The sequence below is a fragment of the Pseudoclavibacter helvolus genome, from assembly GCF_049707175.1.
Taxonomy (GTDB): Bacteria; Actinomycetota; Actinomycetes; order Actinomycetales; family Microbacteriaceae; genus Pseudoclavibacter; species Pseudoclavibacter helvolus_A.
The window spans coordinates 1-14,506 of sequence record NZ_JBNAFM010000026.1 but is presented as its reverse complement, the minus strand read 5'-3'; the positions used below and the strand labels follow the sequence as shown (position 1 = coordinate 14,506).

The 14,506-nt window shown below is 68.9% G+C and carries 15 protein-coding genes; 8 read left to right on the top strand and 7 right to left on the bottom strand.

Annotation, left to right across the window (positions count from 1 at the left end; translation table 11 throughout):
• Nucleotides 1–341 precede the first annotated feature (341 nt).
• A complete protein-coding gene (locus tag ACPYN9_RS16075; RefSeq protein ID WP_424467695.1) occupies nucleotides 342–1,403 on the top strand; it encodes a zinc-binding dehydrogenase in 1,062 nt (353 codons plus the stop codon).
• A gap of 134 nt (nucleotides 1,404–1,537) precedes the next feature.
• Here ACPYN9_RS16075 and ACPYN9_RS16070 read toward each other — a convergent pair whose 3' ends face one another.
• Both ACPYN9_RS16070 and ACPYN9_RS16065 read right to left on the bottom strand, forming a co-directional pair.
• On the bottom strand, nucleotides 1,538–2,422 hold the full coding sequence (locus ACPYN9_RS16070; protein ID WP_424467693.1) for a helix-turn-helix transcriptional regulator: 885 nt from the start codon (nucleotides 2,420–2,422) through the stop codon (nucleotides 1,538–1,540).
• Between the two features lie 508 nt (nucleotides 2,423–2,930).
• Nucleotides 2,931–3,815 carry an aldo/keto reductase gene (locus ACPYN9_RS16065; protein WP_424467691.1) on the bottom strand — a complete coding sequence of 295 codons (885 nt, stop codon included), beginning with the start codon at nucleotides 3,813–3,815 and terminating at the stop codon, nucleotides 2,931–2,933.
• 288 nt (nucleotides 3,816–4,103) lie between these two features.
• Between ACPYN9_RS16065 and srlA the strand changes: the two genes are divergently transcribed.
• The 6 genes from srlA to ACPYN9_RS16035 all read left to right on the top strand — a co-directional run bounded on the left by srlA (nucleotide 4,104) and on the right by ACPYN9_RS16035 (nucleotide 9,204).
• The gene (gene srlA, locus ACPYN9_RS16060) at nucleotides 4,104–4,706 is read left to right on the top strand and encodes a PTS glucitol/sorbitol transporter subunit IIC (protein ID WP_424467689.1); all 603 of its coding nucleotides are present in this window, start codon (nucleotides 4,104–4,106) and stop codon (nucleotides 4,704–4,706) included.
• A complete protein-coding gene (gene srlE / locus ACPYN9_RS16055; protein WP_424467687.1) occupies nucleotides 4,703–5,776 on the top strand; it encodes a PTS glucitol/sorbitol transporter subunit IIB in 1,074 nt (357 codons plus the stop codon). Before srlA ends, srlE begins: the two co-directional genes overlap by 4 nt.
• 73 nt (nucleotides 5,777–5,849) lie before the next feature.
• On the top strand, nucleotides 5,850–6,224 hold the full coding sequence (locus ACPYN9_RS16050; protein WP_424467685.1) for a PTS glucitol/sorbitol transporter subunit IIA: 375 nt from the start codon (nucleotides 5,850–5,852) through the stop codon (nucleotides 6,222–6,224).
• Between the two features lie 3 nt (nucleotides 6,225–6,227).
• Nucleotides 6,228–6,713 carry a transcriptional regulator GutM gene (locus ACPYN9_RS16045; protein ID WP_424467683.1) on the top strand — a complete coding sequence of 162 codons (486 nt, stop codon included), beginning with the start codon at nucleotides 6,228–6,230 and terminating at the stop codon, nucleotides 6,711–6,713.
• Nucleotides 6,714–6,745: 32 nt separating this feature from the next.
• Nucleotides 6,746–8,047: an NAD(P)H-dependent oxidoreductase gene (locus ACPYN9_RS16040; protein ID WP_424467681.1), complete on the top strand. Its 1,302-nt coding sequence runs from the start codon at nucleotides 6,746–6,748 to the stop codon at nucleotides 8,045–8,047.
• A 203-nt stretch (nucleotides 8,048–8,250) separates the two neighbouring features.
• A complete protein-coding gene (locus tag ACPYN9_RS16035; protein ID WP_424467679.1) occupies nucleotides 8,251–9,204 on the top strand; it encodes a sugar-binding transcriptional regulator in 954 nt (317 codons plus the stop codon).
• Here ACPYN9_RS16035 and ACPYN9_RS16030 read toward each other — a convergent pair.
• The 4 genes from ACPYN9_RS16030 to ACPYN9_RS16015 form a co-directional block, all read right to left on the bottom strand.
• On the bottom strand, nucleotides 9,201–9,734 hold the full coding sequence (locus ACPYN9_RS16030; RefSeq protein WP_424467677.1) for a GNAT family N-acetyltransferase: 534 nt from the start codon (nucleotides 9,732–9,734) through the stop codon (nucleotides 9,201–9,203). The genes ACPYN9_RS16035 and ACPYN9_RS16030 overlap by 4 nt on opposite strands.
• A 221-nt stretch (nucleotides 9,735–9,955) precedes the next feature.
• The gene (locus ACPYN9_RS16025) at nucleotides 9,956–10,486 is read right to left on the bottom strand and encodes a YjbQ family protein (RefSeq protein WP_424467675.1); all 531 of its coding nucleotides are present in this window, start codon (nucleotides 10,484–10,486) and stop codon (nucleotides 9,956–9,958) included.
• Nucleotides 10,487–10,578: 92 nt separating this feature from the next.
• Nucleotides 10,579–11,427, bottom strand: a complete 849-nt coding sequence (locus tag ACPYN9_RS16020; RefSeq protein ID WP_424467673.1) for a class II fructose-bisphosphate aldolase — start codon at nucleotides 11,425–11,427, stop codon at nucleotides 10,579–10,581.
• A 39-nt stretch (nucleotides 11,428–11,466) separates the two neighbouring features.
• Nucleotides 11,467–12,183, bottom strand: a complete 717-nt coding sequence (locus tag ACPYN9_RS16015; RefSeq protein WP_424467671.1) for a triose-phosphate isomerase — start codon at nucleotides 12,181–12,183, stop codon at nucleotides 11,467–11,469.
• A gap of 198 nt (nucleotides 12,184–12,381) precedes the next feature.
• Between ACPYN9_RS16015 and ACPYN9_RS16010 the strand changes: the two genes are divergently transcribed.
• Entirely contained in the window at nucleotides 12,382–13,173 is a 792-nt protein-coding gene (locus ACPYN9_RS16010) for a lysophospholipid acyltransferase family protein (protein WP_424467669.1), read from the top strand.
• Between the two features lie 116 nt (nucleotides 13,174–13,289).
• On the opposite strand, the gene zapE is transcribed toward ACPYN9_RS16010, so the two are convergent.
• Entirely contained in the window at nucleotides 13,290–14,342 is a 1,053-nt protein-coding gene (gene zapE / locus ACPYN9_RS16005; protein WP_424467742.1) for a cell division protein ZapE, read from the bottom strand.
• Nucleotides 14,343–14,506: the final 164 nt, after the last annotated feature.

Sequence of the window (14,506 nt, the reverse complement as noted above, 5' to 3'; positions counted from 1 at the left end):
AGCCCGTTATTGCACTGCTATCGGTCACGCGACGCGGGGGCCCGCCCGCTGTCCAACTCCCGGGATGAATGAGTCCGGGATGCGCCCAGGCAACCACGGGCGAGTCTCTCGTCACGCAAATTGGTCACCGCCCGCGCGGGCGGGCGCCGCGCCGCGCCGCGCCGCGCCGCGCCGCGCCGGGCGGGCGCTGCCCCGCTGGCAGGCAACGCCAGTACCTGGCACGACTGCCCTTCCCAGGCGCAGGCTGGAATCGATCCAATGGGGGAACGGCAGCGGCCGGTGCACCCGACGAGGGCGCACCTGCTCGCCGCCGATTCCCGGAAGCGCAACGAGAGGCACCCATGAAGGCAACGTTCATGTACGCGGCAGGCGACGTCCGAGTCGAGACCGTCGCAGACCCGACCATCCAGCAGCCGACCGACGCGATCGTCCGAGTGACGCAGGCCTGCATCTGCGGCTCTGACCTGCATCCGTATCACTCGATGCAAGCCAGCGAACAGGGCTCCCCGATGGGGCACGAGCTCATCGGCATCGTCGAGGAGATCGGCCAGGCCGTCACGACCCTCAAAGTCGGCGACTTCGTCATCGCGCCCTTCGCGTTCCAGGACAACACGTGCGTGTTCTGCCGTGAAGGGTTCCAGACGTCGTGCATCCACGGCGGCTTCTACGGCAGCCCCGAGGTCGGCGGTCTGCAGGCCGAGCTCGCGCGCATTCCGCAGGCCGAAGGCAGCCTCGTGGTTGTGCCAGGCGTCGACGCGGACGCGCTCGCCCGCGGCGAGAACGCCGACCTCGCCGCCAGCCTCCTCACGCTGTCCGACGTGTACCTCACCGGCTACCACGCAGCCCACATGGGCCGCGTCGAAGCGGGCAAGACCGTCACCGTGATCGGCGACGGCGCCGTCGGGCTCTCCGCGGTGCTCGCCGCCAAGGAGCTCGGTGCGGAGCGCATCATCCTCATGGGTCGCCACACCTCACGCACCGACCTCGGCATCCGCTTCGGCGCGACCGACGTCGTCGCCGAGCGCGGCGACGAGGGCATCTCGAAGGTCATGGACCTCACGAACGGCGAAGGCAGCCACGTCGTCCTCGAAGCCGTCGGCCACATGCCCGCCTACGAGCAGGCGTACGGCATCGTCCGTCCGGGCGGCGTCATCTCGCGCGTCGGCGTGCCCCAGTACGAGGAGGCGCCCATCGGATTCGGCTCGCTCTTCGGCAAGAACGTCACCCTCACCGGCGGCCCGGCACCAGTGCGCGCCTACCTCGAGCCAGCGATCCAGCAGGTCCTGAACGGCGACATCAACCCCGGCCTCGTCTTCGACCGCACGATCGGCATCGACGAGGTGCCAGCCGGCTACGCCGCGATGGATGCACGCGAGGCTCTCAAGGTGCTCGTCCAGATGTAGGCGCCCCGCGGCCGCGCGCGCACGCCGTGCGCGGCCGCGCCAAGGAGCCAGATGTATTCGGAACCGGCGGTCGTGGATGCATCTGGCTCACTCGTGCGCGCAGGGGAGTGTCCCCAGCGAGCTTGCTGCCCGCGCTAGCTGAGTTGCGCCGTGGCGCGCGCCTCCGCGGGGAACTCCGTCGCAGCCCACGACGCGAGCATGCGCAGGCCGTCGGCGCTCGCGCTGCCCTCGGCGGCCGTGTAGACATTCATCGTGAGGCCGGGCTCGCTCGGCAGAGGCAGCGACTCGAAGTTGAGCTCGAGCAGGCCGACAACCGGATGGTTGAGGCGCTTCACGCCGCTGCGGTGGAACTTCACGTCCTTCGCTGCCCACATCTCGCGGAACAGTTCGCTCTGCGTCGACAGCTCGCCGATGAGCTGGTGCAGCTGTGGATCGTGGGGGTTCCTCCCCGCCTCCATGCGCAACATCGACGCGGCATCGGCGGCGATGCGGTCGAAGTCAGGCCAGAAATCGCGCGCGGCCGGGTTCAGGTAGATGTACCTCGTCGTGTTCACGGGGCGCCGCGGGTCGTCGAAGACCGGGGCGTAGAGCGCACGACCGAGGCGGTTGGCAGCCAGCACATCGTGCCGGTCATTGCGCACCCAGGCCGGATCCTCAGAAAACGCATCGAGCATCTGTCGGACCGCCGGGCGCAGCTCGCCGCCTGGCTGCTTCTTCGACGTGCGCCTCGCCGGGGCACTCGCCCGCGCGAGGTTGAACAAGTGCTCGCGCTCCGCCTCGTCGAGCTGCAGCGTCGACGCGATCGCGTCGAGCACACTCTCCGAGGCGCCGGACAGGTTGCCGCGCTCGAGCCGCACGTAGTAGTCGACGGAAACGCCCGCCAGCATCGCGACTTCCTCGCGACGGAGCCCAGCGACGCGACGGTTCCCGCCGTACGCCGGCAGCCCAGCCTGCTCGGGCGTGATCTTCGCCCGGCGGGAGCTGAGGAACTCCTTCACCTGTTCGCGCACATCGTTCATGTGACCAAGCTACGCCCGGCCGTCCTGCCGAGGGAGGTCCCGCGAGTACCTGCCGCTCGCGCGTGAGGGTTTCCCGGTGAGGCGACCGTCAGAGTGACGTCAGGCGGCTCGGTCGTGCGTGCGGCTGCGATCTTTCGCCCACGTCACCCTGACTGTCACGGCCGCAGGGAACTGACACGGTCGCGGAACGAGCGAGAGTCGCGATCGCGGCTGCGGGGAGTGGAGGCGTCTCAGGCGGGGCCGCAGCAGCCGCGGCCATCGCGATCCGACAGTCAGGGTGACGTGGGGTGCGTGTGAGGCAGGTGCTGGTGCGTGCCTTCGCTCACGCCACTCTGACTGGCCAGGGCGAGCGCCAGATGCCGCTCCTCGGGCCCGCGCTGTCCAAGTTTGGGGACCAGATCGGTTGCGGCGCACGTTTCCGGTGTCCGCGAGCGATCTCGTTCCGCGAGTTGGACACTCGGGGAGAGGTCAGCGTCGTGACCTGAGTTCAGCTGCTCGACGACGCGGCTCAGGCCTCTGGGATGGCAATGCCGTACTTCTCGAGCGTCAGCGATTCCGGTTCGGGCCCGCGGCGCACGCCCTTGTCGAGCGCGTCGATCTGGGCGACCTCGCCGGCCGTGAGCTCGAAGTCGAAGATGTCGAAGTTCTCGGCGATGCGGTGCGGCTTGACCGACTTCGGGATCACCGAGCGGCCCTCCTGCACGTGCCAGCGCAGCATGACCTGCGCGGGACTCTTGCCGTGGGCCTCCGCAATCGCCGTGATCGTGGGGTCTTCGAGGGTGCTTCCCCCGTCGCCGTCGCGGTAGAACGTGATGCCGCCGATGGGCGACCACGCCTGGTTGAGGATGCCGTGGCTCGTGTCTGCCTCCTGCAGCTCCTTCTGCTGGAAGTAGGGGTGCAGTTCGATCTGGTTCACGGCGGGCACGACGTCGGTCGCCGCGAGCAGCGAGGCGAGGTGGTCCGGCATGAAGTTGCTCACGCCGATCGCGCGGACCTTGCCGTCGGCGTAGAGGCGCTCGAGGGCGCGGTAGGCGCCGACCGTCTTCTCCCAAGCGGTGGGGAGGGGCTGGTGCAGGATCAGCAGGTCGATGTGGTCGACGCCGAGCTTGGCGGCCGACTTCTCGAAGCCGTGGAGCGTTTCGTCGTAGCCGTAGTCGCTGATCCAGATCTTGGTCTCGACGAAGATCTGGTCGCGGGGGAGTCCGGACGCGGCGATCGCCTTCCCGACCTCGCGTTCGTTTCCGTAGGCGGCGGCGGTGTCGATGTGCCGGTAGCCGACGTGCAGCGCTTCGGTGACGGCGGCCTCGGTCTCCTCGGGCGCGGACTGGTAGACGCCGAAGCCGATGGCCGGCAGCTGGACGCCGTTGTTGAGGGTCAGGTTCGTGGTGCTCATGACTGCACGCTACGGCGCGCGGCCGGGAGGTGACAGGTTCTGTCAGTGCCCGTCTCGAGCCATCCGGCGCGGCAATCGAAGCGTGTTCGGATGCGCGCAAAGTGGCACTTGCGCGCGGATGCGGTCGTGCCTACACTTTCCGCAGGTGCACAAACGATCAGATCTATTTGCAACTTGGTGCACACCCCGACAAAGGAGTCAGAACATGCGGTTTATGTCGCCGCTTGCCGCCCCCGCGGCCAGCACCGTCGAGCGAAGCTCGGCGACCACGTCGGGAGGGCAGCCGGCATGGAAGTAATCACCTGGATCGCCGAGAACTTCATCGGCCTCTTCAACGCCTCCGCCGAGAGCCTCATGGGTCTCATCACGGGCATCCTCCCCCTGCTTCTCGTGCTGCTCACGGCAATGTACGCCGTGACCACGTGGATCGGCGAGGAGCGCGTCACGCGCGCCGTCCGCTGGGCAGGCAAGTACGCGATCACGCGGTACACGGTCATGCCGATCATCAGCGTCATCATGCTGACGAACCCCATGGCCTACACGTTCGGTCGCTTCCTCCCGGAACGCTACAAGCCGGCCTTCTACGACTCCGCGGTGTCGTTCGTGCACCCGGTCACGGCGTTCCTCCCGCACGCCAACGCGGGTGAGCTGTTCGTCTGGACCGGCATCTCCGCCGGTGTCCTCTCCATCGCGCCCGATAAGTACGCGACCCTTGCCGCCCTCTACTTCATGGTCGGCATCGTCGTCATCTTCATCCGCGGCATAACCACGCAGTGGATCACGAAGGTGCTCATCAAGCGCGGTGGCCACGAAGAAGCGTTCGCGCGCTTCGACAAGATGTACGCCGAGGGCCACCTGCAGGGCTCCAAGACCGAAGGCGGTGTCCTGTGAGCACAGACGCTGACAACACCAACGCGGGCGCCGACAACTCCGGCGCTGGCACGACCGACTATAAGGGCGTCAAGGTCAACCGCGGTCGCGGTGGCTGGGGCGCTGGCCTGACCCTCGTCCCGACGGCCGAGAAGAACATCGTTCTGTCGGTGACCGGCGGTGGCATCCACCCGGTCGCCGAGAAGATCGCTGAGCTCACCGGCGCTGAGGCGGTCGACGGCTTCAAGAACAACGTGCCAGACGCGAACGTGCTCTGCGCGGTCATCAACTGTGGCGGCACGGCGCGCATCGGCGTGTACCCCAAGAAGCGCATCCCGACCGTCGACGTGTACCCGGGTGAGCCGGGCGGCCCGCTGGCGCAGTTCATCACCGAGGATATCTTCGTGTCCGACGTGGCGCCGCGCGACGTGGAGGCGCTCGACGCGGGCGCAACCGCGGCCGCTGCCGCACCTGCCGCCGCCGAGGCGGGGCAGAGCCCAGAAGAGGTCGCGGCGAAGGCCAAGGCGGATGCGCGTGCCAGGGTTGCGGCCCAGGGGAGCGGATTCACGGGCTTCGTCGTGAAGTTCGGCAACGGCATCGGTTACTTCATCAACACGCTGCTCTCGTCGGGGCGTCAGGCGATCAAGCTGACGCTGAACACGATCCTCCCCTTCATGGCGTACGTGTCGCTGCTCATCGGCATCGTCACCTACACGGGCGCGTCGGACTTCATCGCAAACGCGGTGTCGCCGCTCGCGTCGAACCCGATCGGCCTGATCCTGCTCGGCGTCATCACGGGCCTCCCGTTCCTGTCGCCGATCCTCGGACCAGGAGCCGCCATCGCGCAGGTGGTCGGCGTGCTCATGGGTACGCAGATCGCGGCCGGCGCCCTGCCGGTGCAGTACGCGCTGCCGACGCTCTTCGCCGTCAACGGCCAGGTCGGCTGTGACTTCATCCCCGTTGGCCTCTCGCTCGGTGAGGCAGAGCCGGAGACGGTCGCGGTCGGTGTCCCCGCCGTGCTGTTCTCCAGGCAGATCACGTCGCCCCTCGCGGTCGTGCTCGCCTACTTCGCCTCCTTCCTCCTCGTCTGACGGTTGCCGGGCGGGCCGCCCCCGGCCCGCCCGCGCATCCACCCCCTCAACTTCTCTCCGAAAGGACCACAACGTGGCCACGACCATCTGGCAGTCAGAAATCGCACGCATCGGACCCGACGCGACCGACATGTTCGAGGGCGGCGTCTACATCCTCTTCGGCGAACCCGTCCCGGACGCCCTCGCCGAGGTCAGCCTCGTGCACAAGGGCCACGCTGGCGAGTTCGTGCCGGTGCAGGCCGGTGACGAGTTCGTGCTCGGCGACAGCGCCGTCACGATCACCGCGGTCGGTGACCTCGCCAACTCGAACCTGCAGGAGCTCGGCCACGTCGTGCTCTACCTGAACGCGGAGGACACCGCGCTCCTCCCCGGCGCCATCCAGGCGACGGGCACCCTCCCCACTCCCACCGAGGGCGCAACGGTCAGCGTGCGCCGGAACGAGGCCTAGATCATGGACTGGAGATTCCCCGCCGTCCTCGTGCTCGCGCTCGTGCTCAGCATGGTCATGTCGGGTGTGCAGATGCGCGCCTATATGCGTCAGGTGAACGAGATCGCGAAGGCGAACGCGGGCAAGAACCTCAACCTCGTCAGCGGACGCGGCAAGGGCGCCTTCCGCGGAGCCATCGCCGTGCTGCTTGTCGACCCGACGACCCTCGAGGTCGTCGAGGCTCGCGCGCTCGTCGGCTTCAGCGTCTTCGGTCGCCTGAAGCCCGCCCCCGAACTCGAGGGGCCGCTCAAGACGGTCTACGCCCGCGCCGAGGCCCGCCACAAGCACCTCGGAACCGCCGTCCGCCAGGCGATCAGCATGCTGCCGCACAAGGTGCGCGCCCAGGTCACGCTGCCGCCCGTCAAGAGCGCGTCGAAGCGCGCGCAGCCGACTGCGGTCAAGGGCGCGGCCCCGAAGCAGTTCGCCGGCCTCTCCCGCGCCGGCAAATAGTCCCCCACGAACCCCGCAAAGAAGGAACGCACATGAACTACACCCAGCGCCTCATCCAGCGCGAAGCCGAACTCGGCCGACCGATCCGCGTCGGCGTCGTGGGGGCGGGCCAGATGGGCTCCGGCCTCATCGCCCAGATCGAGCGAGCGAAGGGCATGGAAGTGGCCGTCGTCGCCGACATCGCCGTCGAGCGGGGTGTGGATGCGTACACGCGCGCCGGCCGCTCAGACGTGCAGGTCGAGAGCGACCTCGACGTCGTTGCCGAGCACATCGAGGCGCGCCGCCCCGTTGTCATCAACGACGGCCTGCAGATTCCGAAGCTGCCCGTCGACGTCGTGCTTGAGGTTTCCGGCGTCACGGAGATCGCCGCGCAGGTCGCCTACGCGTCGCTCCTCGGCAAGAAGGACGTCGCCCTCATGACCGTCGAGGCAGACGTGACCGTTGGGCTGTTCCTCGCGAGCATCGCCAACGCCGGCGAGCAGGTGTACACGATCTGCCGCGGTGACGAGCCCGTCGAGGCGCTGAAGCTGGTCGAGCACGCGACTGACCTCGGCCTCACCGTCGTCGCCGCAGGCAAGGGCAAGAACAACCCGAACCGCCCCACCGACGTTCCCGAGGACGTCATGGAGGAGGCGAAGGCGAAGAACATGAACCCGCGCATCTTGTGCGAGTTCACCGACGGCACGAAGACCCAGGTCGAGATGGCTTCGCTGTCGAACGCGACCGGCTTCCCCGTGAACAAGCCGGGCATGAACGGCCCGGCCGCCGACATTGCCACCCTCGCCACGACCCTCATCCCCGTCGAGGACGGTGGAGTGCTCACCTCGACGCCCGCCGTCGAGTACACGGTGGAAGGTGACGTCGCCCCCGGCGTCTTCGTCGTCGTGAAGTCTGAGGACGACGTCGTCACGCACGAGCTAGACTACCTGAAGCTCGGCAAGGGCCCGTACTACGCCCTCTACCGCCCGTACCACCTCGCATCCGTCGAGGCGATCCTCTCGATCAGCGAGGCCGTGCTCGAGCGCCGCGCCGACTTCCAGACGACCACCTGGCGTACCGAGGTCGCGTCGAAGGCGAAGTTCGACCTCGCCGCAGGCACCAAGCTCGAGGGCATGGGCGGGCACCACGTGCACGGCTGGGCCATCGATGCCGACGAGGCGCGCGCCGACAACTCGATCCCGATCGGACTCATCTCGGGCGGCATCCTCAAGCGCGACATCAAGGCCGGCGAGATCGTCTCGTACGACGACGTCGAGCTCGACGAGACCCGCCCGCTCATCGCGATGCGACGCCTCCAGGATTCGCTCGTCGCCGCCGGGGTCATCGGCGCCTGAGGCTCCCAGGGTCCAGCCGTGCGGCCGCCGCTCGGTAGGATCATGTGAACCGGACCACCGGTGCAACGCCGCAGGTGAGGCACCGGAACGGCTCCCGAGGAGGGCGGAGGCGCGCAGCGCAGACGCCAGCCCCGGGAGCCGCGGTCTTGGGGCACCGCACGCCGAAGCACCCACCGCCGCACCACGACGAAGGAGGAGCCGGGATGCCAGCACCCCGCAACGCCGAGACCCTCGTGCGAGCAGCGCGCCTCTACTACCTCGACGGCCTCTCGCAGAGCGACGTCGCGACCGCCCTCGGCGTCTCCCGGGCGAGCGTGTCGCGCATCCTCTCGGCCGCCCGCGACCAGGGCATCGTCGAGATTCGCATCCATGACCCCCACGTCGTGGGGCGCGTGGGCGAGCTCGAGCAGCAGATCGTGGATGCGTTCGGCGTCACGTCGGCCGTGGTTGTCACCGCGGTCCCCGGCCGGCACCCGCTCGACGTCGTCGCCGGCGCCGCCGCCGAGTACTTCGCGGAACGGGTGCCCTCGGTCGGCTCGGTCGGCCTGAGCTGGGGCAAGTCGATCGACGCGTTCGTCGAGCAGATTCACGTCGAGTCCACGGGCCGCGCCCTCACGCTGTGCCCGCTTGTCGGCGGCATGCCGTTCGACTCGGGACCTGCGGGCAACACGGCCCTCGAGCGGCTGTCGCAGAAGTCCGGCGCGAAGGCGTTCCGCTTCGAGTCGCCCGCCGTCGTCGAGTCGCCACAGACCTGGGCGGCGCTCACTCGAGAGTCGTCGATCTCCTCCGCCATCAAGCGGGCGACGGATGTGCAGCTCGCGTTTGTCGGCATCGGCTCCTACGGCCTCCACGCGTCGCGCCACATCGTCTCCGCCATGCGCCTCAGCGACGCGGAGCGCGCCGAACTCGACGCGCAGCATCCCGTCGGCGACATCTGCGGCCGCTTCTTCGACGCCACCGGCCAGGCCCTCGGCTCGCCCGTCTCCGAACGCGTCATCGGCATCACGCTCGAGCAGCTCGCCGCCATTCCCGAGGTCGTCGGCTTCGCGGCCGGCTCCGAGAAGGCGCCGGGCGTGGCGGGCTCGCTGCGCACGGGCGCGCTCGACAGCGTGATCCTCGACGAAGACCTCGCCCGCGCCCTCGTGGAGCACGTCTAGGCGGTCGCGGCTCTGGGGGAGTCGGGCACTTCCTCGAGGTTGAACGCCCAGACGCGGGTGTGGAGGACCCCGCCTCTGAACGGGAAGCGCTGCTCGCCCGCGGGCGTGAACCCAGCTGAGCGGCACAAGCCGTTCGAGGCGGCGTTGTCGATGGCGGGGTTCGCGAGCAGTCGCTCCCCGGGCTGGGCGAGCGACGCGGCGATCGGGATGAGTAGTTGCACCGCCCGCTTCGCGATGCCCCGCCCCTGCCACTCTGGCACCACATTCCAGCCCGTCTCCAGGGCTGCTTCGTCGTTCTCCTGCGACGGCCACACTCCAATACCGCCGACGGGTACGCCATCTGCCAGGATCGCGAACATGCGCGTGCGCGCGGGCTCACCCGCGCTCGCCCTGAGGTACCGCTCGTGCCGACGGCGCACCTCATCGTTGCTCTCCGGCCCCACGAGGTAGCGCGTCATCTCCGGCGAGTTCGCGGCGAACAGCAGCGGCAGATGCTCGGGCGCCCAGGGGGTCAAGGTCACGACCGTCATGGCGGCAGGGTACGCGCGCACCCTGACGGCCGCATCCGCTCGCGATGCGCATCCACGCGGGCGAACTTGCGCGAGTCTGCGCGCCCCGAACTCCGCGCACACGAACGCCGCCGACCGAGCACACCGCTGACGGGGGAATCAGGATGCGCTCGGCCAGCGGCGTCGCTCGCCGACGACGTTGGCGGCGCCACGAGCGAGGGGCGGGGGACCTCCTCGCCGGTCTATTCGCCCATGACGACGACCTGGCACTTGCGGGCGCGCGCGCGGGTGCGGTCGAAGTCGACGAAGTAGATGTAGCCGGTCACGCCCACGCCGAGCTTGCCGTCGATGACCGCGAACACCTCGCTCGAGCCGAGGATCGTCGCCTTGATGTGCGCCTCCGCGTTGAGCAGTGCCGTCTTGTCGCCGCCAGGCAGGTACACCTCGGCGTCTGGCCACGACTCGACGTCCGCGTAGTGCTCGGGGCCTGGGTAGCGGTACTCGCCCTCCGGTGGCACGGCGGTCTGGTTCGGGGCGATGCGGGTGAGCACGTCGTCGAGGTCTGCCTGCAGGAACTCGGTGCCGTCCTCGAGACGGTCGTGCACGAACTCCTCGAAGAACACGGCGCAGGTCGTGTGGGGCGAGATGACGGTGACGGTGCCGGTCGTGATGCCGCTCGCCGCGATCGCCTCCTTCACCTCAGCGGTCACGTCGATGTAGCTGGGGGTGCCGCCGTGCGACTGCAGCTGGAGGGTGGTCTGGGTGACGGTCATCGGGGTTCCTGTTCTGGTCGTGGATGCGCGTGCGTCGACGAACGCGCGGGTGTCAGTGGATGCGTTGGGTGCGTGGATGCTGCTGCCGCGGCTCAGGCGCCGGGGCGCAGTGCCTGGATGAACTCGGCCACGTCGCCCTCGACCTGCGCCGACACGGCCTTCGCGACCTTGGGGAACAGGATCGTGTTGGGCTCGTCTGCGGCCCGCAGCGCCGCATCCAGTGCCGCCTTCGCCGCGTACGTGTAGTAGTTGATCTTGCGGACGCCGCGCGTGATGGAGCGGTGGTACTCGTCGAGGCTCAGGCCCGAGCCGCCGTGCATGACGATGGGCACGCCCGTCGCGTCGCGCAGCTGCTCGATGAGCTCGTAGTTGAGCTTCGGCTCCTGGTGGTACATGCCGTGTACCGTGCCGAAGGAGGCGGCGAGCGCCGTCACCCCGGTGCGCTCCACGAACTCCTTGGCCTGCGCCGGCTCGGTGTAGAGCGTCTCATCGGCGATGCCCTGGCTGGGATCGCCGTTCTCGTTGCCGGTCATCACACCAAGCTCGCCCTCGACGCCCACGCCCCGTTCCCTGGCGAGCTTCACAACCTCGGTCGTGCGCGCCACGTTCTCCTCGTACGGCAGGGTCGAGCCGTCGATCATTACCGAATTGAAGCCGATGTCGAGGCCGCGGGCGATGTACTCGATATCCTCACCGTGGTCGACGTGCAACACGAACGGTGCCTCGCTGCGCGTGGCGAGGGCCAGCATGGCGGGCCCGATGTCGTCGATCGAGAGGGTGCTCTCGTGCACTTGCGCGTGCTGCAGAATGACGGGCACGCCCGCCTTCTCGGCCGCCGCGATCGTGCCGAGCAGGCCCTCGAAGTACGGGGTGTTGACCGCCGCGATGGCGATGTTGTTCTTCTGTGCGTAGCGGAGCGCTTCGTCGAGTCCGATGAGCATGTGGTGGTCTTCTCTCTGGTGGCTCTGGTGAGGAGCGGGTCAGTTGGCGGGGGAGGCGGTCGCCTGCGCGTCGCGGTGGTCGGCGAGCGCCTGGAACATCTCGGTGAGGATCTCGCGCCAGTCGGGGTGCTTGATGATGCCGCTCGTGCCTCCGGAGCAGTCGGCGCCCTGCTGCAGGACGCGGGTGATGTCAGCGCCGCGGCTCACACCGGCCGCCTGCACGACGAGGATCGAGGGGTCGACGTTCTTGACGATCTGTGTCGTGCGCTCGATGTAGTCGCTCGCATCCATCTGCCCCGTGCCGATGTTGGCGGTGGGCTCGCAAATCATGCCGGACGGGTCGAGGTCGGCGACCGCGCGGCACTGCAGGTCGCTGTCGGCGCACACGATGGTGGCCAGGCCGACCTCTTCGCAACGGCGCATCGTCGCGTCGAGATCGGCCAGGTTCAGGGGATGCTCGGCGTGGTTGAGCACGACGGCCTTGACACCCGCCTCGGCGAGGCCCTCGGCGAGGATGTGGCCCATGCCGCGCCCGGGCACAATCGGGTCGACGTGCTGTGCCGTGACGCAGAGGTTCGTCGTCTCGGCGACGACGGTGCGCAGGTCGATGTGCTGCGCGGTGAAGACGACGTCGATGTCGAAGTCGCCGGCGAGCTCGTCGGTCAGGTGGGCGAGCTTCATCAGCTCGTCGCCCGTCAGGTAGGCCTTCGGGTTGACGATGAGAAACGGGCTCCGTACAGGGATGGGGACAGCCATTGTCAGTTGCTCCTAGCGGATGAATGCACAAAGTTGCACTAAATGATGTACGAACGTGCAATGAGGTAAGTATCGCACCCACGAACAAGAACTGGCAAGAGCGTGCCCGTGGGGCCCACGCCGTACCCGCGCCGCGCGCCGAGTCGTCCCAGCCGGCCCGAATATGGTGGCCTCTCACACCTTGGAGCAGGGAGCCCCATGACCCGCGAGCCCGTCTACACCGCCGCCATCGGAGCCGGCCGCGCGATGTTCGCCGCGCTGAGCGTGCGCCGCACGATCCGAGGAGCGCAGCACCTCCCAGACACCGGCGGCGCGGTCATCGCGATGACCCACTTCGGCTACCTCGAGTTCGCCCTCGTCGAGTGGGCGACCTGGTCGCACAATCGGCGGCGCATCCGCTTCATGGCCAAGCAGAGCGTCTTCGAGAAGCCCGTCGTCCGGTGGCTGATGCGCAGCATGCGGCACATTCCCGTCAACATGAAGGCGGGCGCCGACGCCTTCGCAGCCGCCGCGACCGCCCTGCGCCGTGGCGAGCTCATCGGCGTCTTCCCCGAGGCCGGCGTCAGCGCATCCTTCACCATCCGAGACTTCAAGACCGGTGCCGTGCGCCTCGCCGCGCAGGCCGGCGTGCCGGTGATCCCCGTCGCCGTCTGGGGCGGCCACCGGCTGCTCACCAAGAACCGCAAAATCAGGTTGCGGGAGCGGCTCGGCATTCCCGTGCACTTCGCCTTCGGCGAGCCAATGCTCGTCTCGCCGGACGACGACCCCGCCGTCGCCACCGCCCGCCTCAAAGCCGAGATGGAACGTCTGCTCAGCGAGCTGCAGGCGAGTTACCCCGAAGACGGTGCAGGCCAGTGGTGGCAGCCGCGGGAACTCGGCGGCACCGCCCCGACCCCGGAGGAGGCCGCCGCGGCCGACGCCGCACGCGAGGCGCGGCGCGAGGCGGCGCGGGCGCGGGCGGCAAAGGCCGCGAGCAAGCAGCGCGGGTGAGCCAGCGGCGCGGGTGAGAAGGGTGCAACGCCAGGTTGACGTGACCAATAACAGTGCGATTTCGGCACGTTTGGAGGATTGAGGGCGTCAGGCGCCCGATATCGCACTGTGGCTGGTCAGCGTTGCAGGAGATGCAGGCGGCTGACCATGCGGAACGCGTCGGCGCGGCCAGCTGCCGCGGCCACGAAGTCGTCGAACGACGCGTCGGCGTGGAAGTGCGCCTCGACGTCGTAGTCGACGAGCACATCGACGGCGTTCACGAAGCGCTGCTGCGGGTCGCGGCCGACGGATGCGAGCAGCGGCACGTCGAGCACGTGCCACGTGTCGAAGTCGCGCGCCCACTGCAGGTACTCGAGCGACGACGTCTTCGCGACGAAGAGCTCTGCGAACGTCGCCCACAGCTCGCGTCCGCGCACCGCGGTGACCTCGAAGCTGCGCCCACCGAGCTCGAGCGTCGTCGCCTCGGCCGACGACGGTCGGTCGGTTGTGGAAGCGCCCGGCGCGTGCATCCACGAACCGGTCGCGAATCCCCGGCGCTCGACCGAGTCAGCGCGGGAGCGCCGGTAGTCGACCTCCCCGGGCAGCTCGACGACGTCAAGTTCGCGCTCGATGACGTCGATGCCCGGTTCGAAGATGTGGTGGTAGACGGGATTCGGGAGGAGCCCCTGCGGCGGGTAGTTTGAGGTCGCGACGACCGTGATGCCGTGCTCGAGGGCGTACCGCAGGAGTCCGGTGAGCAGCGTCGCGTGGCCCGGGTCGTGCACGTGGAACTCGTCGAACAGCAGCAGCCGGGCATCGCCGACCAGCTCTCGCACGGCGTTCGCGAACACCGTGTCTGAGCCTCGGTTCGCGAAGATCCGCGAATGCAGGCTGTTGAAGAACGAGTGGAAGTGGACCCGGAGCTTCCGTTCGACAGGCAGCGCCTCGTAGAACGCATCGAGCAGCCACGACTTGCCGCGGCCGGCCGGCCCCCAGAGGTACAGGCCGCGCGGGGCGGTTGCAGCGTCGGCGGCGAGGGTAGCGGATGCATCGGCGTCTTCTGCGTCGGGGGCTTCGTGGTCCGCTGCCTCGCGCTCGACGATCTGCGCGCCGAGGCCCGCGAGACGCTGGGCGACCATCCGCTGCCCGTCGTCGAGCGCGAAGCCCGCAGAAGTGCCTGACGCAACGATGCTCGCGAAGATCTCACCCCCGCCAACAGTTTCGGGATGGGTTTGTGGGGGGGGGGGGGGGGGGGCCCCCCCCCCCCCCCCGACCAAAAAACACCCCCCCCCCCCCCCCCGCCCCCCCCCCCCCCCCCCCCCGGGGGACAACCTCGACAGGCGACCGGTGCGCC

Bases quoted from the DNA above. Each gene is read 5' to 3' on its own strand.
- ACPYN9_RS16075 (WP_424467695.1), top strand. From the start codon at position 342: ATGAAGGCAACGTTCATGTACGCGGCAGGCGACGTCCGAGTCGAGACC.
- ACPYN9_RS16070 (WP_424467693.1), bottom strand. From the start codon at position 2,422: ATGAACGATGTGCGCGAACAGGTGAAGGAGTTCCTCAGCTCCCGCCGG.
- ACPYN9_RS16065 (WP_424467691.1), bottom strand. From the start codon at position 3,815: ATGAGCACCACGAACCTGACCCTCAACAACGGCGTCCAGCTGCCGGCC.
- srlA (WP_424467689.1), top strand. From the start codon at position 4,104: ATGGAAGTAATCACCTGGATCGCCGAGAACTTCATCGGCCTCTTCAAC.
- ACPYN9_RS16045 (WP_424467683.1), top strand. From the start codon at position 6,228: ATGGACTGGAGATTCCCCGCCGTCCTCGTGCTCGCGCTCGTGCTCAGC.
- ACPYN9_RS16040 (WP_424467681.1), top strand. From the start codon at position 6,746: ATGAACTACACCCAGCGCCTCATCCAGCGCGAAGCCGAACTCGGCCGA.
- ACPYN9_RS16035 (WP_424467679.1), top strand. From the start codon at position 8,251: ATGCCAGCACCCCGCAACGCCGAGACCCTCGTGCGAGCAGCGCGCCTC.
- ACPYN9_RS16030 (WP_424467677.1), bottom strand. From the start codon at position 9,734: ATGACGGTCGTGACCTTGACCCCCTGGGCGCCCGAGCATCTGCCGCTG.
- ACPYN9_RS16025 (WP_424467675.1), bottom strand. From the start codon at position 10,486: ATGACCGTCACCCAGACCACCCTCCAGCTGCAGTCGCACGGCGGCACC.
- ACPYN9_RS16020 (WP_424467673.1), bottom strand. From the start codon at position 11,427: ATGCTCATCGGACTCGACGAAGCGCTCCGCTACGCACAGAAGAACAAC.
- ACPYN9_RS16015 (WP_424467671.1), bottom strand. From the start codon at position 12,183: ATGGCTGTCCCCATCCCTGTACGGAGCCCGTTTCTCATCGTCAACCCG.
- ACPYN9_RS16010 (WP_424467669.1), top strand. From the start codon at position 12,382: ATGACCCGCGAGCCCGTCTACACCGCCGCCATCGGAGCCGGCCGCGCG.